Origin of the sequence: Vibrio sp. S234-5 (assembly GCF_000960595.1) — a bacterium.
Taxonomy (GTDB): domain Bacteria; phylum Pseudomonadota; class Gammaproteobacteria; order Enterobacterales; family Vibrionaceae; genus Vibrio.
In genome coordinates, this window is record NZ_JZAM01000033.1 from 158,168 (window position 1) to 181,714 (window position 23,547).

Here is a 23,547-nt window from a genome sequence, read left to right on the forward strand (position 1 = left end):
AATGAAACTAAAAAGAACCCTACTCTCTACCGCAGTGTTAACCGCCATGCTTGGCCTTGCTGGTTGTGGCAGCGACTCTGGTCCTGAAACTCCTGTTATCTCTACCCCTACTTTGGAATTCGTTGATACCTTGATCGGCACTAAAGGTCTTGGCAACGTCAACCCATCGCCAGTCATGCCAGAAGGTATGATTCAACCATCACCAGATAACTTCGATCCAAACGGTTGGAATGGCAAAGGCTCGCCTGTCGAATACGATCCTGTGCACAGCCTGCTTTCTGGCTTCTCAATGACGCACATTTCTGGCGCAGGTAAAGGCGACCTAAACGACTTCGCTTTCTTGCCATACACAGGCTTTAATACCGATGCCGTGACCATGGATAAAAGCTCGGAAGTGGCAGAGGTTGGCTACTACTCGGTTGACCTTGTAGAAACTGGCGTAAAAGCGGAACTGTCGGCAACCGACCGCGTGGCGTTCCAACGTTATACCTTCAAACCGGGTGAAGACCGCAAAGTGCGTATCGATCTTCAACACGAACTGTTGGAGCAATACGGCAACCACTCTCGCAGCATCTACTACAAACGCGTTAACGACACCACCGTGGTAGGCGCACGTACCTCAAACGAATGGGGTCAATGGCAAACCGTGTTCTTCGCGGCACAATTCTCTGATCCAATCATTGAAGAGAACCTGTACACCAAGCTGGCTTCTGACAGCAAACTGACCCCAACTGACGCAACCGAAGTCGGCTTGGAAGATTACCGTGGTTACGCAGAGCACAAGCCAATGCTGGGTGAACCAGAACCTGACCCAGAACGTTTGGCAAAACGCGCAAACGATGTCCTGACTCATTTGAACTTTGGTAAGAGCGATGAGCCACTGGTGGTCAAAGTGGCGATTTCTGGCACTGGTGTTGACGGTGCACTGAAAAACCTAGAAGCAGACACCAACGGTTGGGATTTCGATAACGTCGTACAACAAAACCGCGTGGCTTGGGAAAACATCCTTGGCAAGTTTGAACTGGAAGGTGGCAGCAAAGCCGACAAAACCATGTTCTACACCTCGCTCTACCGTACATTTGTTGCTCCATTCCTATACCAAGATGTGGATGGCAAATACCGTGGCATGGATGGCAAAGTGCACCAAGCAGAAGATGGCTTAGTGAACTACTCAGTGTACTCAATGTGGGATACCTTCCGCGCCGCACACCCACTGAAAACCATCATCGATAAAGACCGCGCGATTGAACACGCACGCGATCTGTTGAACAAATACCAAACGGGTGGCGTGCTGCCAAAATGGGAACTGCACTCGGATTACACCGGTGAAATGGTCGGTCACCCTGCGGTCTCGGTTATTGCCGATATCATGGTCAAACACCCAGAAGCCTTTACTGCTGCCGAGTTTGATTTGGCACTGAAAGCCGCTGACGAAACGGTCAACTTTAACCTTGATAAAACCGAAAGCTGGGTGCCTTATCAAGACGCTTGGAACGGTGACAAACGCTTCACGGTCATGACACGTCATAACGACTACCAAGAAGATGTCGGCTTTATTCCAGCTAACACCAAATGGGCACCGGACTCTGGTGACAAACCGGGTTACGTGGAAGGCTTGAAAGTCGATAAGTACGACGAGCTCGTGAACGAATCGGTGTCTTACGGTCTTGAGAACGCTTACTACGACTGGTGTATCGCTCAGATCGCTAAACTTGCGGGTAACGACCAGCAGTACCACCGCTACATGGCTCGTTCTGAATCGTTCAAGAACTACTTCGATTACAACCCAGCACAATACGGCAAACTGCAAGACACCAAAGGCAACGTATTGGGTGCAACGGGCTTTATGCGTCCGGCTTACATGAACAGCGGCAGCAAGGTTTGGGCAAACAACCTCAAAGCAGAATGTTTGGATGAGAACATGGCGCTGTCTATCCCAGACGGTATGGACTACAACGCCTGTAAAGAACGAAAAGCACTCAACGAAAGCGATGTGTTCTGGCCTTACCGCGCCGAGCACCGTGGTGAAGACTTTACCGAAGGCAACACATGGCAATGGACATGGTTTGCACCACACAACTTGAACGGTCTCGCCAACGTGATGGGTGGCGAGCACATCGACCGCACTGACTTCTCTCTTCCAGAAAACGTGACTGAACAAGGCAAAGCGGCATTCTTAGCCAACTTGAATGCGCTGTTTAATGCGGATTCCAACGCCGATACGAGCCAATCACACGACATGTCTGGCTACATCGGTCAGTTCGTGATGGGTAACGAGCCTGATCACCACGTGCCTTACCTATACAACTGGACGGCAGAGCCTTGGAAGACCCAAGAAATCGTCAACCAAGCGATGAACGAGTTCTACCACCCAACCCATGAAGGTCTGATTGGTAACGAAGACGTCGGGCAGATGTCGGCGTGGTATGTGATGTCTGCATTGGGCTTCTACCAAGTCACACCGGGCGAGGCAAGCTACACTATCGGTCGTCCTCTGTTCGACAAAGCCGTGATTCCAGTCGCGGACGGTAAATTCACCATCACCTCAGAAAACAACAGCCGAGAGAGCATCTACGTCAAGTCGGTGAGCATCAACGGCAAGCCATTGAGTGACAATTTCAGCTTTGCGCACAGCGATTTGAAAAACGGGGGTGAACTGCATTTTGTGATGACTTCAGACAAATCTGAAGCGATGAAAGCGCCTCAATAAACGTCTATCACTCTTCCTCCTTCAAAGGTCAGTTCGTAAGAGCTGACCTTTGATTTTCAAAGAAAAATTTCAGCTTTGGGTTCACCTAAAAACAGCCGTGTCGTTGGCTACTTTTTCATCTGCATCAATGCCGCGGCATTTAAAATCGCGTCTTTGGTGGTGACGTCGATAACCTTGATGTGCTTGAAACGTTCGGGTTCTTTGATGGCGACGTCGTGGGCGAAGATCACAAACTTGGCCCTTTGAACATCTTTAGCGGTAATTCGATTAATGATGCCGTTGGCACCTTGCGTTTCCACTTTGATTTTCACCCCGAGTAGGCATGCCGCCTTTTCCAACGATTTCGCTGCCAAGAAAGTATGCGCCACACCAGAAGGACACGAAGTGACGGCAAGAATATCGGCTTGACCTTCCCCTACCACCGAAGAATATGCCAGTGTATCGCCTGGCGAATTCTCGTCTTCATTGACGGTTTTCTTTAGAGCAATCGTGATCAGGGCTGTGGTCATAGCACCGGCCAGCGTGCCGACAATATAGCCCAATTTTCCATCGACAACAGGAAGTACAATCCAGCCGCCCCAAGGCGCATGATTGAGCACTTGGAAGAGAAAACCAATCACGTTGCCGACAATACCGCCAGCAACAATCGCCGGCAGCACACGTGCGGGATCCGCCGCGGCAAACGGAATCGCCCCTTCACTGATACCAATCATGCCCATAATGCCGGCCGCTTTGCCCGCTTCACGCTCATCACGCTTGAATTTGCTTGGTGACAACAGCGTGGCCAGCGCCATCCCCAATGGTGGGGTACAAATTGCGATGCCGACTCCGCCCATCAACCAAGGTTGGGTGTTCACTTGCGTTTGGGCAAACAGCGTGGCGACTTTGTTGATAGGCCCGCCCATATCAAATGCGGTCATCGCCCCGAGCACCGCGCCTAAAGCAACTTTGCCAGAATCGGCCATCGAGGCCAAAAATTGATTAAGCCATAACATGCTGCTGGCGATAGGAGAACCAATCACCCACATGATCGCCCCACAGGTAATAAACGTTCCGAGCAGAGGATAGATGAAAATGGAACCGAGCGAGCTCATGCTGTCGGGCAGCTCGATCTTTTTCAGCTGACACACCACAAAACCCGCCCAAAAGCCCACAATGATCGCACCTAAAAAGCCCGTATGGTATTGGTTGACCGCAATCCAAGTGCCAATCATCCCCGGCGCTAAACCCGGTTTGTCTGCCATGGAATAGGCAATGTAGCCGCCGAGCACCACGGTAAACAACGTCAGGCCAGCAATGCCCATTTGCGCGATATCCGCCAATACGCCCTGCTCTGGCACAGCGCCATGGCCAGAGATCATCACAGAAAGTGACAGTAGCACCCCGCCCGCGACAATAAACGGCATCATATGAGAGGTGCCAAACAGCAAATGTTCCTTAATGCGCGCGACGCGTTGCGCCATTGGGCTAAGCGGCTGATGAACAAACTCGCCCATGCCATGCCCTTGCGGGGTATCTGCGCCGTTGTGGCCGATAAACAGCGCTCGCGCCTGATCGATATCTTCCGCAGCTTTGAGCTTCTCAACAAAACCCTCTTCAATCAATTTACTGGAGATTTGTGCCAACACTTCAATGTGGTGATGATCTTCACCATCGGGGGAAGCGAGCATAAAAAACACATCGGAAAGCTGACCATCTTCCGCGCCATAATCAATTCCTTGGCGACTGATCCCCACCACCACTGCAGGTAAAGCGACGGCGCGACTTTTGGCGTGAGGAATGGCAATCCCCTCTTCAAAACCGGTATTGCCAATCTCTTCCCTTCGCCAAATATCTTTTAAAAATTGCTGTTTATCGGTCAATTTCCCTGCTTTATCCAGCATCTCTACCAATTCAATCAGCACGTCTTCTTTGCTGTTGGCTTTCAGATCTAAGCAGATGACTTCGGGTTCGATCAGGTTGGTCATATCCACGATGGCTTTACCTTGCGTTGTCCATACTATTGAGGCGTAGGTCGGTTCGCGCACACGCGCGTAGGGGCTAGAGTAACCAGCCAAACGGTTTCAAAACATAGGACGAAAGATGCAATAACTGGATTTTTGTAACATCAAAAGCGAACTGTGAACTGGGTCTGCTGCTAAAAAGCCGCATTTGCCTTACGCTGTGCTACTATCCTGCCAAACGTTACCATGAGATAGTCCGATGAAAGTTGTTGCGGTCACCGCTTGCCCAACGGGCATTGCGCACACCTACATGGCGGCCGATGCATTAACCAAAGCCGCGCCGAAGTATAATGTGCAGATCAAAGTCGAAACTCAAGGTGCGATGGGGATCGAAAACCAACTGACGCCTTATGATGTGGCCCATGCGGATAAGGTATTGATTGTCTCGGATATCGAAATCGAACAGCCTGGACGCTTTGAAGGCATGAACGTGGTGAAACTCTCCATCGAAGATGTACTGCTCAACGTCGACAAAGTGTTTCTTGTCCACTGCCGCTAAACACCAGCATGATGCATGAATATCAAGTCACCTTCTTGGTGAACGATGTTAACGCCAGTGCCCATGTGGCCCAACCATTGTCTCGTGTTGCGCGAAAGTTCAAAAGCACCCTGCGCATCATCAATATCACGCAAAATCGCAGCGCAGAACTCGCAAAATCACTCGCGGTGCTGCAAGTAGGCTTACAAGAAGGGGATTTTTGCCAAATCACCGCCATTGGCATTGATGCCGAACTCGCCTGCTTTGTGGTTAAAGACATGCTGTCGGACCACTTCACCGTGGTCGGTTCAAAGATCAACTATGAGTTCTCCAGCCATCTGGCAGAGCGTCTAGCGCGAATTTGTCCACCAGCCGAGGTCAAATGGCACTATGCCAAAGCACACACCGAACTCACCAAATTCGAGTGTTTGAAAGGGTTAGCGCAACTGATTTACCCCGTTTCGCCCGATGAACTGATTTTGGCGTTTATCAAGCGAGAAGAGCGCTCTTCCACCTGCGTAGCCCCCGGCATCGCGATTCCTCATGTGATGTTTGAAGGCATTGAACACATTGCTGTGGCGGTGATCAAAAACGACGAATCGATGGATTGGGCTTCCAAAATGGGCGACGTGCATTTAGCCATTGCTTTGGTGATGCCGAGCAAGCCCAACCGAGAACAGATCATCGCTGCGACCAATTTAACGCGCAATTTACTGTGTGATCAGATGGTTGAGCGCCTACTGCGGACTCGCAGCGGCGTTGATCTGCAAGCGCTGCTGATGTACGCCATGTCACGCCTGCTAAATTGAGGCGCGGTAATCGGTTGGTGTGCGCCCCGTGCGATTTTTAAACACGCGGCAGAAGTAGTTCACATCCTTAAACCCACAACGCAGCGCCACTTCATTGAGCTTAAAGTTATACTTCTTGAGCATAAACTTGGCGCGGTCCACCCTTACCCAAGTGATGTAGTCAGCCAACGTCATATGCCCTTGCTGGCGAAACAGCCGCGATAAATGATTGGCGGAGATGCTAAAACGCGATGCAATGCTTTCGCGGGTAATTGGCCGATGGAAGTTCTCTTGGATATAAATGCAGATCCCTTGATAGAGATCTTGTACACGGTTATGCGACTGCTCAGTAGGGGCCATAGTCTGGGTGTATTGCAATAGAGCTTGCAGCAACAGCTCATCCATCGGCTTTTTGTGATTTTCACGCGCCAATGAGCTCAGAGCTTCTAAGATGTTGTCGATGGCAAAGCCTGAACGGGTTTGGATGCTGTGTTTTTGGATATCGTAAAAGTTGGCTTCGCCTTTGCGTTTACTCACCAAACTGAGCCCCAACTGACGACGCCCAAACAACATACTCAGCACCGAGCAATCGGTATCCCAGTTCGGCTTATTCCAGCAGTTCGAAGGAATAAAAATCGCATCACCCGCTTTGGCGACAATTTTGCTTACTTTGCGATCGTGGCTTTCCATTTCATTAATGTATTCCCCATCCAAGACTAACTCCAAACGGGGAAAGTTAACCTGATAGCTAAATTCCGGTGGCGTATGAAAATCGCCAGCGAACCAAATGTGATGAAAGGACTCACGTTCATTTAGTACCGATGAAATCAAATCATCAAAAATCATCTCTAGGCTCTCATCGCATTATTCAATTCGTAACAGCGTAAGGTATACAACGATTCTTACCATGGCTCATTGAACAAAATCACACTCCCGCCCAAATGATACAAAAATCCAGTCACAGCACCAATTCTCTAGTGTTCTTTTTCTTATTTAAAAACAACAAACATACTTTAAATTAATGAAATAACTGCAATTTAACTTTGATGGTGAGAATTTTAGAGGCAAAGGCAGTCACCAAATCTCATAGCGATCCAAATCACATTCAACCCATACCGATACAATTGTCCAGTAAATGTACCATTTCTTCACTACTCGCTCGATCCGCAAAATTAAACAATATCTCTGACAGATACCCAGGCCACTTGGCGCAGCAGCGTGAGGTCGGCGCGGGATAAAAAATACAAAGCACAGAGGTTTCTATGATCAACCAACTGATTAATGCCCATTTAATTCAGCTTGATCTGCAAGCAAATAACAAACAAGCCGTTTTTGAGGAGCTGATTGATATCCTGCATTCGCAAGGACGTATTTCAGATAAAGCGGCCTTCCTACAAGACATCCAAGCGCGTGAAGAGTTAGGCAACACCGGATTTGAAGACGGCGTCGCGATCCCTCATGCGAAAAGTGCCGCCGTTACCCAACCTGCCGTCGCCATTGGCGTGAGCAAACAGGGCATCGACTATGGCGCAGAAGACGGTTTGCCTTCCAAACTTTTTTTCATGATCGCGTCACCCGATGGAGGCGATAACCACCATATTGAAGTGTTGGCTGAACTCTCTTCCAAACTGATCGAAGAAGGTTTCATCGATGCATTCCTCAATGCCGAAAACGCCGAGCAAGCACTGCAACTACTGCTGAAAAAGGCCGAACCTGCGCCAGCCACTCACCCATCGGAGAGCAAAGGATTGATCATTGGTGTGACGGGTTGCCCTGCCGGCATCGCCCACACTTACCTCGCGGCGGAAGCACTGGAAAAAGGCGCGGCGGCGTTGGGCTACGAAATCAAAGTGGAAACCAACGGCTCGATTGGAGTGAAAAACAGCCCAACCGCAGAAGAAATTGCACGTGCAGAGGCGATCGTTGTGGCGTGCGATAAGCAAGTCGACATGGCGTGCTTTGCCGGTAAACGTGTCGTCAAAACCAACGTCAAAGCACCCATTCGCGACGCTCAGAAGCTGATTAACGAAGCGTTAAACGCGCCAAGCTACCAAGCCGAAAGCGCCAACACGCAGTCGGTGGCGAACAAAGCGTCCCAAGCACGCTCTGATCTCTATCGTTTCTTGATGAACGGCGTGTCTCACATGATCCCATTCGTGGTCACGGGGGGCCTTCTAATTGCCTTAGCCCTTGCGGTCGGCGGCGAGCCAACCGAAGCCGGCATGGCGATTCCTCCAGGCAGTATGTGGAACCAAATTCTAGAAGTGGGCGTGGTCGCCTTCACGTTGATGATCCCGATTTTGGCAGGTTACATTGCCTACGCGATCGCAGACCGACCAGCACTGGCTCCGGGTTTAATCGGTGGTTGGATTGCCAACAACGGTTCTTTCTACGGCGCTGAAGCAGGAACAGGCTTTATTGGTGCCATCATCGCAGGCTTGCTTGTTGGCTACTTCGTTAAGTGGATCACCTCCATCAACTACCACAAATTCATTCAACCACTTGTTCCGATCATGATCGCACCCATCACCGCATCGCTGTTCATTGCTGGTCTGTTCATCTTCGTCATCGGTGCACCCATCGCCAGCCTAATGGACGGTTTAACCGCACTGCTCACCAGCATGAGTACAGGTAACGTGATTCTGCTGGGCATTGTGCTGGGTGGTATGGCCGGCTTTGACATGGGTGGCCCATTCAACAAAGTGGCGTTCTTGTTCTCTGTCGGCATGATTGCCAGTGGCCAAACCCAATTTATGGGCGCGATGGCGTGTGCCATTCCGGTTGCACCACTTGGCATGGCGCTCGCCACCGCGATGGGTCGCAAGCTCGATTTGTTTGAATCGTCAGAAATTGAAGCGGGTAAAGCAGCAGGCGCTATGGGCTTAGTCGGTATCTCGGAAGGGGCGATTCCATTTGCGGCACAAGATCCGATGTCGGTGATTCCTGCCAACGTATTGGGCTCTATGGTTGCAGCGGTAATGGCGTTTTCTTTCGGCATCACTAACAGCGTGGCGCACGGTGGTCCTGTTGTAGCGCTACTTGGCGCGATGAACTACCCGTTATTGGCGCTAATTTGCATGGCTTCAGGCGCTGCGGTTACAGCAATCACTTGTGTGACGCTGAAGAAAATCCGCGCACAAAAGCTGGCGGCCGCAACCGCCTAACTTCCCCCTCTTTTCACCGTATGGCTTGGGCGCACGCTCAAGCCATCTTTCCGATGGTGACTTTTCTAAAGGTCACTTTTTAAAGGTAACTTTTCTGAAGGCAAGAAAGATGTCTGAGATCCTAGCTTCGCAAGCAACCCTGCCGCTGGCGGTGTTCTTCCCGATGACCAACCCGATACAAAACTATGCGTGGGGCAGCAAAACCGCCATGCAGCAACTGTTCGCGATCGAAAATCCAACCAACGAACCCCAAGCCGAGTTATGGATGGGGGCGCATCCCAATGGTTGTTCATGTGTCACGATGGCAGGCCAACAAGTTAAATTGTCTGACTTTATTGCGCAAAATCCATCGCTAGTTTTAGGTGAGCAGACCGCCGCACAGTTTGGTGAGCTGCCTTATCTATTTAAAATTCTTGCCGCTGAAAATGCGCTGTCGATTCAGGTGCATCCCAACAAGCAGCAAGCAGAATTAGGCTTTGCCCGAGAAGAGCAGCAAGGTATTGCGTTGACCGCAGCCAACCGCAATTACAAAGACCCAAACCACAAGCCAGAGCTGGTTTACGCACTAACAGAATACCAAGCGATGAACGGTTTTCGCGCTATCGGCGAAATTCTCAATGTCTTTGCCGAACTGGCGATTGACGAGTTGAGCCCATTTGTTGATGCCCTCTCAAGTAACCCAACCGAACAAGGGTTGAGTGACTTTTTCTCCGGCTTACTTTCATTGCAAGGTGAAACGAAAAACAACGCCGTAGCGGCTTTGATCCACCAAGCAAAACAGATTGATTTGCCGCTCTTTGCCTTGATTGTTGAATTGGAAAAGCAGTATCCCAACGACATCGGCCTCTTCGCACCATTGATGCTCAATGTGATTACCTTGCAACCGGGTGAAGCGATGTTCTTGCAAGCCGAGACACCGCACGCCTATTTGCATGGCACGGGCTTAGAAATCATGGCCAACTCCGACAACGTGTTGCGCGCGGGTTTAACGCCAAAATACATGGATATTGATGAGTTGGTGGCATGCACTCAGTTCAAACACAAGCCGTTTGAACAACTGCGCCTTGAGCCAAACCTGAGTGACGGCAGTCTGCACTACCCCATTCCTGTCGACGACTTTAAATTTGCGATTTTACCGCTCGCAGAGAAGCTGACGATCAACGTAGCCAGCGCGGAAATCTTGCTGCCTTTGGATGGCGTTCTCGAACTCAGCCACGCCAATGGCGAACGTTGTTTAGTCCAAAAGGGCGAATCGGTTTTCATCCCCGCTTACAGTGAACAGTACACCATCACCAGCCAAGGCCGAGTAGCAAGAGCGTTTAGTTAAGCTTTGGTTTGGACAAACAAAAAGGGCTCTTGCGAGCCCTTGATCAATATCGTATTAATTACGCGCTTTCTAGCTGTGCGACGATATCACGAGCCACCGCTTCGGCCACTTTAATGCCGTCGATGCCCGCAGAGAGGATACCGCCTGCATAGCCTGCACCTTCACCCGCTGGGTAGAAACCTTTGAGATTGATGCTTTGGTATTCTTTGTCGCGCTTGATGCACACAGGAGAAGAGGTACGCGTTTCCACACCAGTGAGCAACCCGTCTTCAGATGCAAAGCCTTTTATTTGCTTATCAAATGCTGGGATTGCTTCGCGGATCGCTTCAATAGCGAAGGGTGGTAACGCCTTCTCAAGGTCCGTCAGTTTGATACCGGGCGTGAATGATGGCTCCACGTCACCAAGAGCACTTGGATCGCGACCTTTTAGGAAGTCACCAATTTTCTGTGCTGGTGCATCGTAGTTTTCACCGCCAAGACGGTAAGCATTAGATTCAAGCTCGCGCTGGAAACGGATACCCGCCAGCGGATCCCCCGGGTAATCCACCTCAGGAGAGATGCCCACCACAATCGCACTGTTGGCGTTACGTTCGGCGCGCGAGTATTGGCTCATGCCGTTTGTCACAACGCGGCCTTCTTCAGAGGTTGCCGCCACCACCGTGCCACCCGGACACATACAGAAGCTGTAAACCGTGCGGCCATTCTTGCAGTGGTGCACCAGTTTGTAATCTGCCGCGCCTAGAATTGGATTGCCCGCGTTTGGACCAAAACGCGCTTCGTCGATCATCGACTGTTTGTGCTCAATACGGAAACCGACAGAGAACGGTTTAGCTTCCATATAAACACCGCGCTCGTGCAGCATTTCAAAGGTATCGCGCGCACTGTGACCGACTGCGAGCACCACATGGCGAGATTTCAGCTCTTCACCGTTAGACAGCGTCACGCCGGTGATTTGGCCATCTTGCATATGGATATCGTCAACACGCGTGCTAAAGCGGATCTCACCGCCGAGCTCAAGAATTTTCGCGCGCATTTTTTCGATCATCGTGACCAGCTTAAAGGTACCGATGTGCGGCTTACTCACATAGAGGATCTCTTCTGGCGCGCCCGCTTCAACGAATTCGGTGATCACTTTGCGGCCGTAGAAATTGGGATCTTTCACTTGGCTGTAAAGTTTACCGTCAGAAAAGGTGCCCGCACCGCCTTCACCAAACTGGACGTTTGACTCCGGATTCAGCGTGCGCTTACGCCAAAAACCGAAGGTATCTTTGGTGCGCTCACGCACCTCTTTACCCCGTTCAACAATGATTGGGTTGAAACCCATTTGCGCCAACACAAGGCCAGCAAACAAGCCACAAGGGCCAAAACCAATCACGATTGGGCGCTCAGTGAGGTTGGCTGGCGCTTTGGCAACATACTTATATTCCATGTCCGGCGTTTCGCGAACATGTGGATCTTTACTGAACTTCGCCAACAACGGCTCTTGGTTCGCCACTTCAATATCAAGCGTGTAGATCAACTGGATATTGGTCTTTTTACGAGCATCATAGCCACGTTTAAACATGTTAAAAGAAAGAACCTGATCGGCCGGAATGGAGAGCTTGCTGGTTATCGCGTCTAGAAGCGCGCCTTCCTCATGATCAAGCGGAAGTCTAATTTCAGTTAAACGTATCATTGGATGTCTCGTTGCAATTGGTGTCTTAGCCTTGCTGGATCATTTCCTTTTAGAGAAAGCAACCAGCGCAGCTCACAATGGCGCGCATTTTACGAGAAATTGCTTTCTATGTCATACAAAAAGCAGAACTGGGTCATACTAAAAACCAGAACGAGGCAAAGTTCACCAGAACAATCGCCGTCACCAATGTTGAATTTTGCCTTGGGATCAGTATCATCCCCCTTCTTCATTTTTGACCGCAACGTGTCATTGAAGAATGTGTTTCACTGAACTAAAGAGCGCTATGTCATGGCATTTGTGGTAACTGATAACTGTATCCAATGTAAATACACGGATTGTGTCGCCGTTTGCCCGGCGGATGCCTTTCACGAAGGGCCAAACTTTATGGTGATCAACCCCATCGAGTGCATCGACTGTGGTTTGTGTGTGCCAGAATGTGATGCAGCGGCAATTTTCCAAGAAGATGAGCTGCCAGAAGATCAAGTGATCTACAAAGAGCTAAATGCGGAACTGGCCGAGCTCTGGCCTGTACAAACCGAAGTAAAACCAGCAATGGACGAAGCAGAAAAGTGGAATGGCGTGCCAAACAAGTTGGACATGCTCGAAAGATAAGTTTTCCCTCCGAATCGATGGGTTAACCAGATTCGATAAAAACGGATTCAATAAAAAAGCGTCGTATTCCACGACGCTTTTTTGCTATTTAACAGCAGCAAAACACTACGCTTAACTGTTCTGACGGCGAATATTGTCGAGAATAATGCCCGTTGCCATCGCCACATTGAGTGACTCTGCCCCACCAAACGCAGGAATGGTGATCTTGTTGGTGACAAACTTTGACGCTTGTTCACGAACACCGTGAGATTCACTGCCCATCAGCAAAATGCCTTGCGCTGAGAACGCCGTTTTGTGCACACTTTCCCCTTCAAGAAACGCACCGTAAATTGGCAAGTTTGCCTGCTCCAAGTAACTTGGCAGATCAACCAAGCTCACCTGCACACGGCCAAAACTGCCCATGGTGGCACTGATGGTTTTCGGGTTGTATGGGTCAGCGCAATCGCTGCTGGCAATAATGTGTTTGATGCCGTACCAATCCGCCACGCGGATGATGGTGCCAAGATTGCCGGGGTCAGACACGCCATCTAAAGCAATCATCAAGCCTTGCGCTGGCGGAATTTCAACACGCGGGATCTCAACCACGGCAATGGCGGCATTGTTACTCACCAAGGTACTTGCTTTGGTTAAATCATCCAACGAGGCTTCAACGCACTCAAAGTTCGCCAACTCCTTGCCATACTGTGCAAGAAATTCCTCAGTGGCAAAAATCTGCTGAACCGCGAGAGCACTCTTCGCTAGTTCAAGAACGTTTTTCTCACCTTGCACTAAAAAAAGGCCATGCGCTTTACGCTGTTTCTTTTGTCCTAACGCACGCAGGAGTTTTAATTGGTTTTTCGAAATCATTGATCTTGTCCCAGATGAAAGCGGGCCGATTATAGAGCAAACCCGCGATCAGCTAAAGAGCGACACCGTTAGTCGGCGTGACTTTCTGCATCCTCACGTTTAAGGACTTTGTGACCATCTTCCGATACACCGTTTTTCCAATAGCTGCTGATGTAGATATGCTCACGCCCAACCGCTCGTTCATTGCGAAAGTACTGACGCAGTTGGCGCATGGAATCGAACTCGCAGGCGCACCAAACTGATGCTCTGCCCGCCAACCATGGCAAGCGAGTCACTTTCTGTGCCAACGTCTCTTCGCCGGTTAGCCAAATCAGCTCCATATTGGCAGGCAACTCAAGCGTCTGTTGGTCAGAGGCTTCGGTAATTTTGACCACAGCGTATCCTTTTGCCTCTTTTGGTAACCGTGCCGCTTTGGCCGAAAGCGCGGGTAACGAGGTCATATCTGCCACCATAAAAAACCAATCTGCGTCGGTGTTTATCGGCGCTATTGTGCCCGGACCGACCATCGAAATAGTGTCACCGACCTGCGCAGCCATCGCCCAGCGCGCAGCAAAGCCGCAATGCGCGTCCAAGGTAATATGGCGCACAAAATCCACTTCGATTGCACCACGCTTGGCATCAAAGCGGCGAATGGTGTAAGTGCGCATTACCGGACGCTCACCTTCCGCAAGCTGGCTTAAATCGGTGTTGCCGCTGGTATCAAACAGCAGTTTGATATAGCCGCCTTCGCACTCTTGCGGAAATTGCTTGAGAAAGTTACCTTCAAAAACAATGCGTTGCATATTTGGTGTCAGGGTTTGCGTCGATACGACAGTCAGTACTTGTGGCGCGGGTCTATTCATTTCTCTACTCGATAATCATTCTCTTTTGCATTTATACTAGCAACCTCCTAGTAAAGCGCCTAGCCTCTTTAAGCAAATTTACATTGAAATTGCCTTTCTCGGCTTTTGGCCAAGCACGATCGGCGGTGGGTGTATTCACGCCAGCGTATTGCGAAATACCTGAGCGTTGAAGCAATCTATCAGCACATCTCTGGATGAGATCTCAATGCTGGTTCGCTGAAAATCGTTAATCACATCGACGACGTGGATGGGTGAGCGTCTGCATGATTGCCTCAGCGTTCAATCCATCAGCTAAGGTCATAAAATACCAAGCAAATTTTAGCCCGCTGTTACTCAGGCTATAAAACCATCCGTAACGGACAAAACCGTGCTGCACAAGATTGTTCGCCGAAGCCTCGTTATGTTCTTTGATCACCGCATACAGCAGATCCAAACCATGGGCCTTAGCGTACTCAATCCGCAACCGGGTGAGTTCTTTAGCGATGCCTTGCCTTTGATACTGTGGCAATACAAACAAGTGGCCTAACTCGCCATGTTGTCCCTGCACTAAGCTCTTGATGGTCGCGACTCCCACTAACTGTTCACCATCCATCGCCACCACCACACAAAAATCGCTGGCAAGATCAATGCTGCGCAGCAAACGGGTGGCATTTGGCAAGGTATTCAGATGTCTCTCGGCACAATCTCGGATCGCAGCCGGAGGATTGATTTCATAGCGAATACTTTCTGACATAGCCACCTTCGTTAGTCAGCCATGCATCATGCCAGCGCTTGAGCATCAAACATCGCAGGGACAATACGTGAACCATTATTTTCAATGATCTCCATGATGCCGAGATGCAGTTCTTGAGCAGCCACTTGGTAAACGGGCAAACTTTTGCTCCCGATGTAGGCAAAGACGTTGATTTCCAAGCCATGCGCACCAAAACCGCGAAAAGTGACGCGCAGAGGCTTTTTATCCACCTTCTCATGATTTTCGAGCAAGGCTTTAATCTCTTCAATAATGGCCTTCAGTTGCGCGGTGGTTGTGCTGTAGTCGAGCCGGATATCCGTTTTAAAACGGATTTTTTCTCGCTCAGAAATGTTCTCAATTTCCATTTCAGCCAATTTCGCATTCGGGACATGAATCACCGTCCGATCGATGGTTCTTACCCGGGTACAACGCAAGCCAATTTCTTCCACCGTACCGCGAATTCCACCAAAACTGCACAAATTGCCCACTTTTACCGGAGCAGCCGAATAGAGCGTCATCGTGCCGATAAAGTTTTCCAGTGACTGTTTGGAGGCTAGCGCCAATGCAACACCCCCAACCCCCATACCGGCGAGCAGTGCCGTTGCATTGAAGCCTTGGTACTCCATCCATGAAAGTACAGCGAAGATCAACACAATGATGCGTAAGAAAGTCAGAAAAGGCCGCACCATCGCGGCACTCTGCTTATTCCCTTTGCCAATCAATCGCTCACGCATCACATATTGCAACAAACCAATTAGTGCCCAACCCAGCCAAAGCGTGGACATAAACAGTAAGTAGCCATTGTTGACCATTTCTCTTGCCGTGACGGTTAAAGTGGTGTTGGCCAGCAGTAGATGATCCAGCCCCAAGGCTAAAAAGAACAGCAAAGGTCTCGCAATCACCTTAGCTAAGTCATCTTTCATTTTTATCTGGCTGCGTCGAACCAACCAAGCACCAAACAGAGTAAAAGGTGCGATGACAATAAATGAAACCACTAAGTAGGTGGAGAGAAGCGCAATTTCCCAAAAATTCAGTTTAAACACGTAGCCACGCGGGATATTGTTAATAAACCATTCGCTCAACGGTCCGTAACCCAGCTCTTGGTACAGTGTTGGCACCATTGCGACCGTTGCGTTGGAAATCTTCCAAATTTTGCCTAGGTCCTTACTCGGAACTTGCTGCAATAGAAGAAGAATATCAGCATCTTTGATGTTGATCGTGCCAAACGTATCTCGATACTCGGGTTGGAAATCATCTACTGCGCCAGCTGGCGTATCATTAATCTCTTGTAAGTTAATCCAGACATTACGTTCAATAATGGCATGGAGTTGGCGAGCGTATTCCTGTCCGTCTTTAACTTTCAAATTCGAAGGTAAAAAACGCATATCTAGGTATTTGGCCGCTTGGGTGAAATCTTGCGCGTAGGCTGCCTGCAAAAAGCCGTTCAACGCACCTCGCGGCGTGTCTCGTTGCAAAGCATCCTTATAAGAGTAAGCGATATTCAGCGCTGGCTCCGCCACTGGAGTGTTGCTAGATTCCTCAGCCATACTGAGAATCACGCTCGTCGGCAGAGCAAAAGCGTAAGAAGGCAATAGACAGAGCACGAGAAACGTTGCTCGAAACCAATTCAAAACCATATTGTGTCCATTCTAGGTAGTATTCACTCAACAAATTTTATCGGTACCTAGCGAGGAGCACCATAAAATAGTTGAGAGCGTTAAACTGTTAACAAATGATTAACATCGCCTTTTATCCCATATGCCAATCGAGTCAAGGTGATGGCGTGCGTAACCATAAAAGTACGGAATAAATCGTCATATCCGCCACTTCAAACGTGAAACCCACAGTATTAGTAAGCATAAATCAAATATTTGTGCAAACTATGATTACCCAATTCACATTTTAACAATGGTAACAATAGTGTTACTTTACTTCCCGCTGGTCACACTGACTTGAAGCCATCCAATCCCAGGAAAGCTTCTTTACAGTAAAAGAAAATGGATCTTTTGCGACCATCTCCAAAATGAATAGACACACCAATATGGTGCCTTTTTTGCCCGTGTATCAGCCTATACACGGGCTTTCTTTTTTCAATGTCCTGAAAAGAAAAAAGCCAGGTACATAGGAGACCTGGCGAACGGGGCAAACAAGGCGTATTTCACAGCGGAAAGAATCACCTCATTTGCCTCAACTTTAAATTCGATCTGTTACGGGGCAGTGACAAGCGGTTCTGGCAAAGCAAAAATGATGCGCAGATTAAGACTCTTCATTGCCTTTTTGTTGGCATTTCAAATTCACTAATTGAGACTGTTCTTGCTTGATGTAGTTCACTAACAACGCGTCCTTATCTGCGATCGCTTTAACGTTTTCTTGCTGCACTTGAGCAATCGCTTCTTGTTTCATCACTTCCATTTCGGCACTGAGATCACTGCTCAGTGAAGAGTTGTCCAGTGCATTTGCATTCGCAGCAGACGTCATCACCAATAGAAGCATTGCGGTAGATAGAATTGAACGGCGCATATTAAGTTCCTCGTGTAAATGAATAATCAACCAACGAACTCTATATAGCACTTAGCGTGCCAATTTTTTATTTATTTAAAATCAATAAGTTAATGCAGAACTCTTGGATAGTGATACGCAACTTGGCGATATTTACAAAGTATGTGCAAATTTCACCAAATATTTACAAGACGAATAATGAGCACATACTCCAACGGCATTACACTCTCTGGTTCACCACTCACCACTCATCGCTTATTGAGTATAGGCATGATAAGCAGAGGTGAGCTCAGACCATTCGAACTAGGCGGCATCGAGAGCCATAAAAAAATGCAGCCCGAGAGCTGCATTTTCGTTGGTATTTGACTTAACTTTGACTTCACTAAGAGGAAGCAAGTTTACGCCGCCCAAACCAGCGCAGCGGGTAGGTCACGCCACGCCAAAGCTGTTTTAATCCGCGCTTAATGTCTTCCAAGATAAGATATAAACAGGGTACTAGCACTAAGGTTAACAGCGTAGCAAACAGCACTGCGAATCCTAATGCAACGGCCATGGGGATAACGAAGCGTGCTTGCAAGCTGGTTTCAAACATAATCGGCAGCACCCCAACAAATGTGGTAATCGACGTCAGTGTGATGGCACGAAAACGGGCGCAGCCCGCTTCAACCACCGCTTGTTTGATTGACATCCCCTCTTTTCTCACTTGGTTCACGTAGTCTGTCATGACCAACGAGTCGTTAATCACCACGCCAGCGGCAGCAATTAAACCAAAGGTGGACATCATGCTGATGTCGAGCCCAAGCCAGAAATGGCCCCAAATCGCGCCGGTTAAACTAAATGGGATCACTGACATCACGATCAGCGGCTGGGTGTAGCTTTTGAGCGGTACGGCCAGCAGAATGTAGACGATGATCATCCCAGCCACAAAGAAGATGATCTGTTCATTGCGCTGCGCTTGCTGCTCTTCGATACTACCACCCAATTCGGTACGAACTCCCGGGAACTTCTCTTGGAGTTCTGGCAGTAAATTGTCGCGAATGTTGTTCACCACTTCATTCGGTTCGATCAGCTCTTCGTCAATCGAGCCATAAACGTAAACCGTTTGATAACCCTGTTCGCGGCGAATACTGGTCACCCCGGGTTGCTCGGTAATGTCCACCACATCGCCCAGCATCACTTTCTTACCCGATGGCGTTGTGATCACCGCATAACGAAGTGAGGCAAAGGCTTCGCGCGTCAATTTGGGGTAGCGCACCATCACTTTAAGCTCTTCACCATCGCGAATAATCCGCTGCGCTTCACCACCGTAAAAACTGCCACCAACCTGTTCGGCTATCATGGTGAGATCTAAACCCAAGTCATAGGCAACTGGCGCTAGCGACAACAACACTTCTTTACTGCCTGAATCTATCGAGGAGGAGATATCAAACAAGCCATTTTGCTGCTGTAAACGGGTGATCAAGTAGCGCCCGGCTTCGTTAAGCTGCGCAATGTCCGAGCCAAAGAGCAGATAACCGAACTCATCGCCGCCATCACCGCTGTTGGTCGCATCACGAATGGTCAAACTCTTCACCCCAGCAAGCTCTGGCATGCGTTCACGCCACATCCGCGAGAGTTCAAAAGTGTTAAAGGGTCTGAGCTCTTCATCCACTAGCGGTACCACAATGCGTCCTTTGGTACGACCACGATTGTAGGAGAGCATGTCACGAATCATTCCGCGTCCATGCGTTGCCAGCGTTTCTTGTTCAACGTCCTTGATGACCGTTTCAATCGCTTTTAAGGTCGCAATGGTTTGTGCGCTGGAGACGTTATCGTTCATTTCCAACACCACCGCCGGGAAGTCCGTTGGCACTTTTGGGTTCATCACAATGCGCACATGGTTGGATGTCATCAGCGCAATGCTTACAACCAACAAGCCAACAAAAAAGGCCATCACACTCCAACGCCAGTGGGTGCAAGCCACCACAAAGTGCTTGTAAGGGCCATTGATAAAGCCAAAGAAACGGGCGTTGAAACGCTCACGCCAACTGCCTGGTTCAATCGGTTTAAAATGGGTGTGTGCCAAGTGTGCAGGCAAAATCAGTTTTGATTCGATCAAACTGAAAGTCAGACACAAGATCACCACCGAGGCGATGCCAAAAAAGAACGCACGCTCAGGGCCTGAAGACATCAAAAACGGTGCAAAAACGGCGATGGTAGTCAAAACACCGAAGGTTGCGGGGGTGGCGACCCGCTTTACGCCTTTGATGACATTGTCAACGCCACCACCCTTACTCTCAATCTCACTGTAGGCACTTTCACCAATAACAATAGCGTCATCGACCACGATGCCCAGCACCATGATAAAAGCAAACAGCGAAACGATGTTGATGGTGACACCCAAGAACGGCATTAACATCACTGCACCTAAAAAACACACTGGCAAACCGATCATCACCCACAGCGCCAAGCGTACACGCAAGAAAATACTCAGCATCAGAGCAACTAGTACCGCCCCTTGCAATAAGTTTTTCAGCATCATGTCGAGGCGACCTTGCAGATAGTAGGTCATATCCACCAATGTTTTGATCTTCAGATCGGCAGGCAACTGAGCATTTTTATGCTCAATGTACGCTTTCACCGATTCCGCTACCGGAATCATGTCTTGCTCTTTGGTCGCTTTTACCGACAGATAAATCGCGTTTTGCCCCGAAAATTGGAAGTAACGTTCTGCCTCGGTAAAGCCATCTTTAATCGTCGCAATATCCTGCAACAGCACTTTTGCGCCATTAGCACCCAGTTTCACCGGAATGTTGCGAAACTCTTCGCCTTTGTAGTACTGGTTTTCAATCCGCACCGCAATTAAACCCGCGTTGGTCGTCACTTCACCGGCAGAATAGTTGGCCGAATAACGGCGAATCGCATTGGTCACATCGTTTAAGGTGAGGTCGTATTTGCGCAACACCAGCGGGTCTATCTCAATCGCGATCTCCTCTTCCGGCGCACTGAGCTCGACCAGCATCACGTTTTGCAATTGCAGCAGTTCATCCTCAATTTGCTTGGCGATCGGCTTGAGTTCTTCCAGTGAACGATCGCCCACCAGCGACATTTCAATCACATCTTGGCGAAACTCATATTGATAGATGTTGACCGGCTCCATCCCTTTGGGGAAGGTGGCGATGGTACTGATACGCTGTTTGACATCGTCGAGCACCTCTTTGATGTCCGCTTTGACATCAATTTCCAGCTCAATCTGTGCACTGCCACGCGAGGCGGTGGAGACGGCTTTTTTTATGCCTGTGACATCTTTGAGCGACTCTTCCATCTTGATCAAAATGCTTTCTTCAATCTCCTGCGGTGACGCGCCAGGATAGGAAGCACTGACGTTGATGTAGTTCACTTCGATGTTGGGAAACATCTGCCTTTGAATGAAGAAAAAGCTCACAATCCCCATGATGATGATGAACACCATCAGCAAGTTTGCGGCCACGGAGTTATGAGCGAAATAGGCGATAAGCCCGCGTTGCTGGGTCGATTCCATGACGGCTCCTTTTAACCTTGCTTGTCGTTGCTGTTGGCCTCAGCGGACAATAACTTTACCGTCATGCCTTTTTGCGGATATTCAGGCACAGTCAACACCAGTTGGTCACTCTGTTCAATGCCTTCGGCGATGAGCATGAACTCCCCTTCAGCGCGCAATACATTGACTGTTCTTGGTTGCAGCTCATTGTTTTCATTAACCACCCAAACCGTTCGGTTGTTGACCAACTCTTGAGGCAAGCGGTAAATATGCTTGAGCTCTTTACCAGCAAAGTTCACTTCAACGTAAGAGCCAAATTTGATCGCTGGCTGCTTATTGTTAATCCCGTAGGGATCGCTAATGCGCACCACCACATTGGTCATCCGCGTAGCTGAATCGATCAAACCTTGATCGCGCACTACCTTGCCTTCGCGCTGCGTTTTTTGAATACCATCCAACGTCACCAAAGCGTTTAGATCAGAGAGCTTCTCCGGCAAAAAGGCACTGTCGAACCCCGCAATCGGTAAGTGGATTTCGCCAGCTTCGATATTGTTAAGTACCGCGACCTCACTGCCCGCCGAAATAAACTGGCCGACACCTAAGTTACGTGACACGACTAACGCGTCGTATGGCGCAATCACTTTGCAGTTTTGCAGATCGCGCTTGGCGCGTTTTAGTGCCGCCTGCGCGGATTTCACCTGCGCTTCAGCACTGAGCAGTTGCGGTTTGCGCAAGTAGAGGTCGGAAACTTGCTTGTCACTCAGTTTACTTGCTTGCTTCTCTGCAACTTTCGCTTTGGCTCGCTCTTCAATCAGCGTGGCCTGTGCGCTAGCCAGTGCTGCTTCGGCTTGCAACACGGCGGCTTCGTAGTTGTCACTTTCGATGATGAACAGCACTTCGCCCCGCTTGACGATGCCACCGCTGACAAAGTTCGCATGCCACGAGGTCACCTCACCCGACACTTGTGCCGAGAGACGGGTAACTTCAAACGGCACTAACTCTCCATGGCTGGTAATGAGCACGCGATGATTGGTGGGAAACAGACCGGCGACTTCAACCGTCGGTTGCTTTGACTCGACTTTTTTCTCTTCAACTTCCGGCCCATGTGCCGCGATAGCCTGATAACCAAGATAGGAGCTACCCAGCAGAGCGACTGGGACTAGCCAACGAACGGATTTGTGTAACATATGCATCCTTTATTGTAATGTACGCTTCCAGCGTGATTTCGACCTGAATCTGCTCAATCAATGTTTCGCGAACAGTTCTCACGCAAACTATCAATATTTTTCATAAAGCTCAGACCAAGGATCGATAATTTATATCCCCAATCAATAAAAAACACTGTAAAAAATATTGCCCCAACCGATAGGCGCTTTGTCAGCAAGTAGAGTGCCATATAATAAAACGATATTTTACATATAGTTGTAAATACACCACGACAATATCTCAACGTCATAACAGTGAAATTGACCAGAATTAAGTAAAATTCACCACATTTATCTGTTCACGGCTCAAGCTGCGATGCAATACTATGCTCTACGGTCTGGTCATGCTGGACAACCGAATAAACCTGAGAGGCTTCAACATGCAAGTTCACCCATGCGTATCCTTTATCCTTTTGAAAGATAATCAAATTTTGCTTGAGAAACGCGCCAAAGAGAAAGCTTGCGATCCAAACATGGTTGCCATTCCCGGCGGACATATGGAAGCGGGCGAAAGCCAAATCGAGACACTTGAGCGTGAAATCACCGAAGAGCTGGGCGTCGCGGTTACGCAAGCCGATTATCTCTGCAGCCTCTACCATCCGACCTCTGAGCTGCAACTGCTGCATTACTATGTGGTGCGCGGCTGGCAAGGAGAGCTGAGCTGCCATGAGGCCGAATCGGTATTTTGGAGCCCTCTGCATAACCAAGCCGCCGACACCGTAGCTGACAAGACCGCGCTGAAAGAGTTAATCCGCTTGCAGCAACATGGACTATTTCAATAACCACCCGAGACAACAGAAAGTCTCAAAATGACCAGCCAAGCTGCCAAATTTGAAACTTTCTGGCAAAATAAACTCCCTAGGATGACCTAGAATGGCGTTATCCATCATTCAGGGAGAACACCATTATGAAAACGTTATTTAACATCGCTCTAGTAATCAGCGCATTCTGTTCAGCCACTGCCGTAGCGGCAAACTTTACCTTAACCAGCCAAGATATTGCAGAAGGGCACAAGATGCACCGCAGTTTCGAATACGCCGGATTTGGTTGCCAAGGCGATAACCTGTCACCGCAATTGAGCTGGCAAAACGTTCCAGAAGGGATCAAAAGCTTCGCCATCACTGCCTACGATCCCGACGCACCAACGGGCAGTGGCTAGTGGCACC

General features: G+C 49.2%; 17 protein-coding genes and 1 pseudogene. 8 read left to right on the forward strand and 10 right to left on the reverse strand.

Annotated elements, in window-relative coordinates; genetic code table 11:
* Position 1: 1 nt before the first annotated feature.
* Positions 2–2,710 carry a GH92 family glycosyl hydrolase gene (locus UF06_RS00790; RefSeq protein WP_045568741.1) on the forward strand — a complete coding sequence of 903 codons (2,709 nt, stop codon included), beginning with the start codon at positions 2–4 and terminating at the stop codon, positions 2,708–2,710.
* Positions 2,711–2,817: 107 nt separating this feature from the next.
* Here UF06_RS00790 and UF06_RS00795 read toward each other — a convergent pair whose 3' ends face one another.
* Complete coding sequence (locus tag UF06_RS00795; protein ID WP_045568792.1) at positions 2,818–4,683, reverse strand: fructose-specific PTS transporter subunit EIIC; 1,866 nt, start codon at positions 4,681–4,683, stop codon at positions 2,818–2,820.
* A gap of 229 nt (positions 4,684–4,912) precedes the next feature.
* Between UF06_RS00795 and UF06_RS00800 the strand changes: the two genes are divergently transcribed.
* Together UF06_RS00800 and UF06_RS00805 are read left to right on the forward strand one after the other, a co-directional pair.
* On the forward strand, positions 4,913–5,212 hold the full coding sequence (locus tag UF06_RS00800; protein ID WP_015727454.1) for a PTS fructose transporter subunit IIB: 300 nt from the start codon (positions 4,913–4,915) through the stop codon (positions 5,210–5,212).
* Positions 5,213–5,220: 8 nt separating this feature from the next.
* The gene (locus UF06_RS00805) at positions 5,221–6,000 is read left to right on the forward strand and encodes a PTS sugar transporter subunit IIA (protein ID WP_045568742.1); all 780 of its coding nucleotides are present in this window, start codon (positions 5,221–5,223) and stop codon (positions 5,998–6,000) included.
* On the opposite strand, the gene UF06_RS00810 is transcribed toward UF06_RS00805, so the two are convergent.
* Positions 5,992–6,825, reverse strand: a complete 834-nt coding sequence (locus UF06_RS00810) for an AraC family transcriptional regulator (RefSeq protein WP_045568743.1) — start codon at positions 6,823–6,825, stop codon at positions 5,992–5,994. The genes UF06_RS00805 and UF06_RS00810 overlap by 9 nt on opposite strands.
* A gap of 416 nt (positions 6,826–7,241) precedes the next feature.
* Between UF06_RS00810 and UF06_RS00815 the strand changes: the two genes are divergently transcribed.
* Positions 7,242–9,143, forward strand: a complete 1,902-nt coding sequence (locus UF06_RS00815) for a fructose-specific PTS transporter subunit EIIC (RefSeq protein ID WP_045568744.1) — start codon at positions 7,242–7,244, stop codon at positions 9,141–9,143.
* 109 nt (positions 9,144–9,252) lie between these two features.
* Positions 9,253–10,470, forward strand: coding sequence for a mannose-6-phosphate isomerase, class I (manA, locus tag UF06_RS00820; RefSeq protein ID WP_045568745.1), 1,218 nt, complete (start codon positions 9,253–9,255; stop codon positions 10,468–10,470).
* 58 nt (positions 10,471–10,528) lie between these two features.
* On the opposite strand, the gene UF06_RS00825 is transcribed toward manA, so the two are convergent.
* The gene (locus UF06_RS00825) at positions 10,529–12,145 is read right to left on the reverse strand and encodes an NAD(P)/FAD-dependent oxidoreductase (protein WP_045568746.1); all 1,617 of its coding nucleotides are present in this window, start codon (positions 12,143–12,145) and stop codon (positions 10,529–10,531) included.
* Positions 12,146–12,433: 288 nt separating this feature from the next.
* On the opposite strand from UF06_RS00825, the gene fdxA reads away from it, so the two are divergent.
* On the forward strand, positions 12,434–12,757 hold the full coding sequence (gene fdxA, locus UF06_RS00830) for a ferredoxin FdxA (RefSeq protein WP_045568747.1): 324 nt from the start codon (positions 12,434–12,436) through the stop codon (positions 12,755–12,757).
* 111 nt (positions 12,758–12,868) lie between these two features.
* Here fdxA and UF06_RS00835 read toward each other — a convergent pair whose 3' ends face one another.
* From UF06_RS00835 to UF06_RS00865, 7 genes are all read right to left on the reverse strand, one after another.
* Positions 12,869–13,603 carry an RNA methyltransferase gene (locus tag UF06_RS00835; RefSeq protein WP_045568748.1) on the reverse strand — a complete coding sequence of 245 codons (735 nt, stop codon included), beginning with the start codon at positions 13,601–13,603 and terminating at the stop codon, positions 12,869–12,871.
* Between the two features lie 68 nt (positions 13,604–13,671).
* Positions 13,672–14,445: a siderophore-interacting protein gene (locus UF06_RS00840; RefSeq protein WP_045568749.1), complete on the reverse strand. Its 774-nt coding sequence runs from the start codon at positions 14,443–14,445 to the stop codon at positions 13,672–13,674.
* Between the two features lie 226 nt (positions 14,446–14,671).
* On the reverse strand, positions 14,672–15,178 hold the full coding sequence (locus UF06_RS00845) for a GNAT family N-acetyltransferase (protein ID WP_045568750.1): 507 nt from the start codon (positions 15,176–15,178) through the stop codon (positions 14,672–14,674).
* A 26-nt stretch (positions 15,179–15,204) separates the two neighbouring features.
* The gene (locus tag UF06_RS00850; protein WP_045568751.1) at positions 15,205–16,815 is read right to left on the reverse strand and encodes a mechanosensitive ion channel family protein; all 1,611 of its coding nucleotides are present in this window, start codon (positions 16,813–16,815) and stop codon (positions 15,205–15,207) included.
* Positions 16,816–17,434: 619 nt separating this feature from the next.
* A complete protein-coding gene (locus tag UF06_RS00855) occupies positions 17,435–17,698 on the reverse strand; it encodes a hypothetical protein (RefSeq protein ID WP_045568752.1) in 264 nt (87 codons plus the stop codon).
* A 361-nt stretch (positions 17,699–18,059) separates the two neighbouring features.
* Positions 18,060–21,197, reverse strand: coding sequence for an efflux RND transporter permease subunit (locus UF06_RS00860; RefSeq protein ID WP_045568753.1), 3,138 nt, complete (start codon positions 21,195–21,197; stop codon positions 18,060–18,062).
* An 11-nt stretch (positions 21,198–21,208) separates the two neighbouring features.
* Positions 21,209–22,363 carry an efflux RND transporter periplasmic adaptor subunit gene (locus UF06_RS00865; RefSeq protein ID WP_045568754.1) on the reverse strand — a complete coding sequence of 385 codons (1,155 nt, stop codon included), beginning with the start codon at positions 22,361–22,363 and terminating at the stop codon, positions 21,209–21,211.
* A 398-nt stretch (positions 22,364–22,761) separates the two neighbouring features.
* Between UF06_RS00865 and UF06_RS00870 the strand changes: the two genes are divergently transcribed.
* Positions 22,762–23,163, forward strand: a complete 402-nt coding sequence (locus tag UF06_RS00870; RefSeq protein WP_052702486.1) for an NUDIX domain-containing protein — start codon at positions 22,762–22,764, stop codon at positions 23,161–23,163.
* Between the two features lie 125 nt (positions 23,164–23,288).
* Positions 23,289–23,537, forward strand: a pseudogene (locus tag UF06_RS00875) (YbhB/YbcL family Raf kinase inhibitor-like protein); the annotation flags it as partial.
* Between the last annotated feature and the right edge of the window lie 10 nt (positions 23,538–23,547).

Excerpts from the sequence above, each read along its gene's own strand:
- UF06_RS00840 (WP_045568749.1), bottom strand. The coding sequence starts at position 14,445 with ATGAATAGACCCGCGCCACAAGTACTGACTGTCGTATCGACGCAAACC.
- UF06_RS00865 (WP_045568754.1), bottom strand. The coding sequence starts at position 22,363 with ATGTTACACAAATCCGTTCGTTGGCTAGTCCCAGTCGCTCTGCTGGGT.
- UF06_RS00860 (WP_045568753.1), bottom strand. The coding sequence starts at position 21,197 with ATGGAATCGACCCAGCAACGCGGGCTTATCGCCTATTTCGCTCATAAC.
- UF06_RS00850 (WP_045568751.1), bottom strand. The coding sequence starts at position 16,815 with ATGGTTTTGAATTGGTTTCGAGCAACGTTTCTCGTGCTCTGTCTATTG.
- UF06_RS00845 (WP_045568750.1), bottom strand. The coding sequence starts at position 15,178 with ATGTCAGAAAGTATTCGCTATGAAATCAATCCTCCGGCTGCGATCCGA.
- UF06_RS00805 (WP_045568742.1), top strand. The coding sequence starts at position 5,221 with ATGATGCATGAATATCAAGTCACCTTCTTGGTGAACGATGTTAACGCC.
- UF06_RS00800 (WP_015727454.1), top strand. The coding sequence starts at position 4,913 with ATGAAAGTTGTTGCGGTCACCGCTTGCCCAACGGGCATTGCGCACACC.
- UF06_RS00825 (WP_045568746.1), bottom strand. The coding sequence starts at position 12,145 with ATGATACGTTTAACTGAAATTAGACTTCCGCTTGATCATGAGGAAGGC.
- fdxA (WP_045568747.1), top strand. The coding sequence starts at position 12,434 with ATGGCATTTGTGGTAACTGATAACTGTATCCAATGTAAATACACGGAT.
- UF06_RS00835 (WP_045568748.1), bottom strand. The coding sequence starts at position 13,603 with ATGATTTCGAAAAACCAATTAAAACTCCTGCGTGCGTTAGGACAAAAG.
- UF06_RS00810 (WP_045568743.1), bottom strand. The coding sequence starts at position 6,825 with ATGATTTTTGATGATTTGATTTCATCGGTACTAAATGAACGTGAGTCC.
- UF06_RS00790 (WP_045568741.1), top strand. The coding sequence starts at position 2 with ATGAAACTAAAAAGAACCCTACTCTCTACCGCAGTGTTAACCGCCATG.
- UF06_RS00870 (WP_052702486.1), top strand. The coding sequence starts at position 22,762 with ATGCAAGTTCACCCATGCGTATCCTTTATCCTTTTGAAAGATAATCAA.
- UF06_RS00815 (WP_045568744.1), top strand. The coding sequence starts at position 7,242 with ATGATCAACCAACTGATTAATGCCCATTTAATTCAGCTTGATCTGCAA.
- manA (WP_045568745.1), top strand. The coding sequence starts at position 9,253 with ATGTCTGAGATCCTAGCTTCGCAAGCAACCCTGCCGCTGGCGGTGTTC.
- UF06_RS00855 (WP_045568752.1), bottom strand. The coding sequence starts at position 17,698 with ATGCGCCGTTCAATTCTATCTACCGCAATGCTTCTATTGGTGATGACG.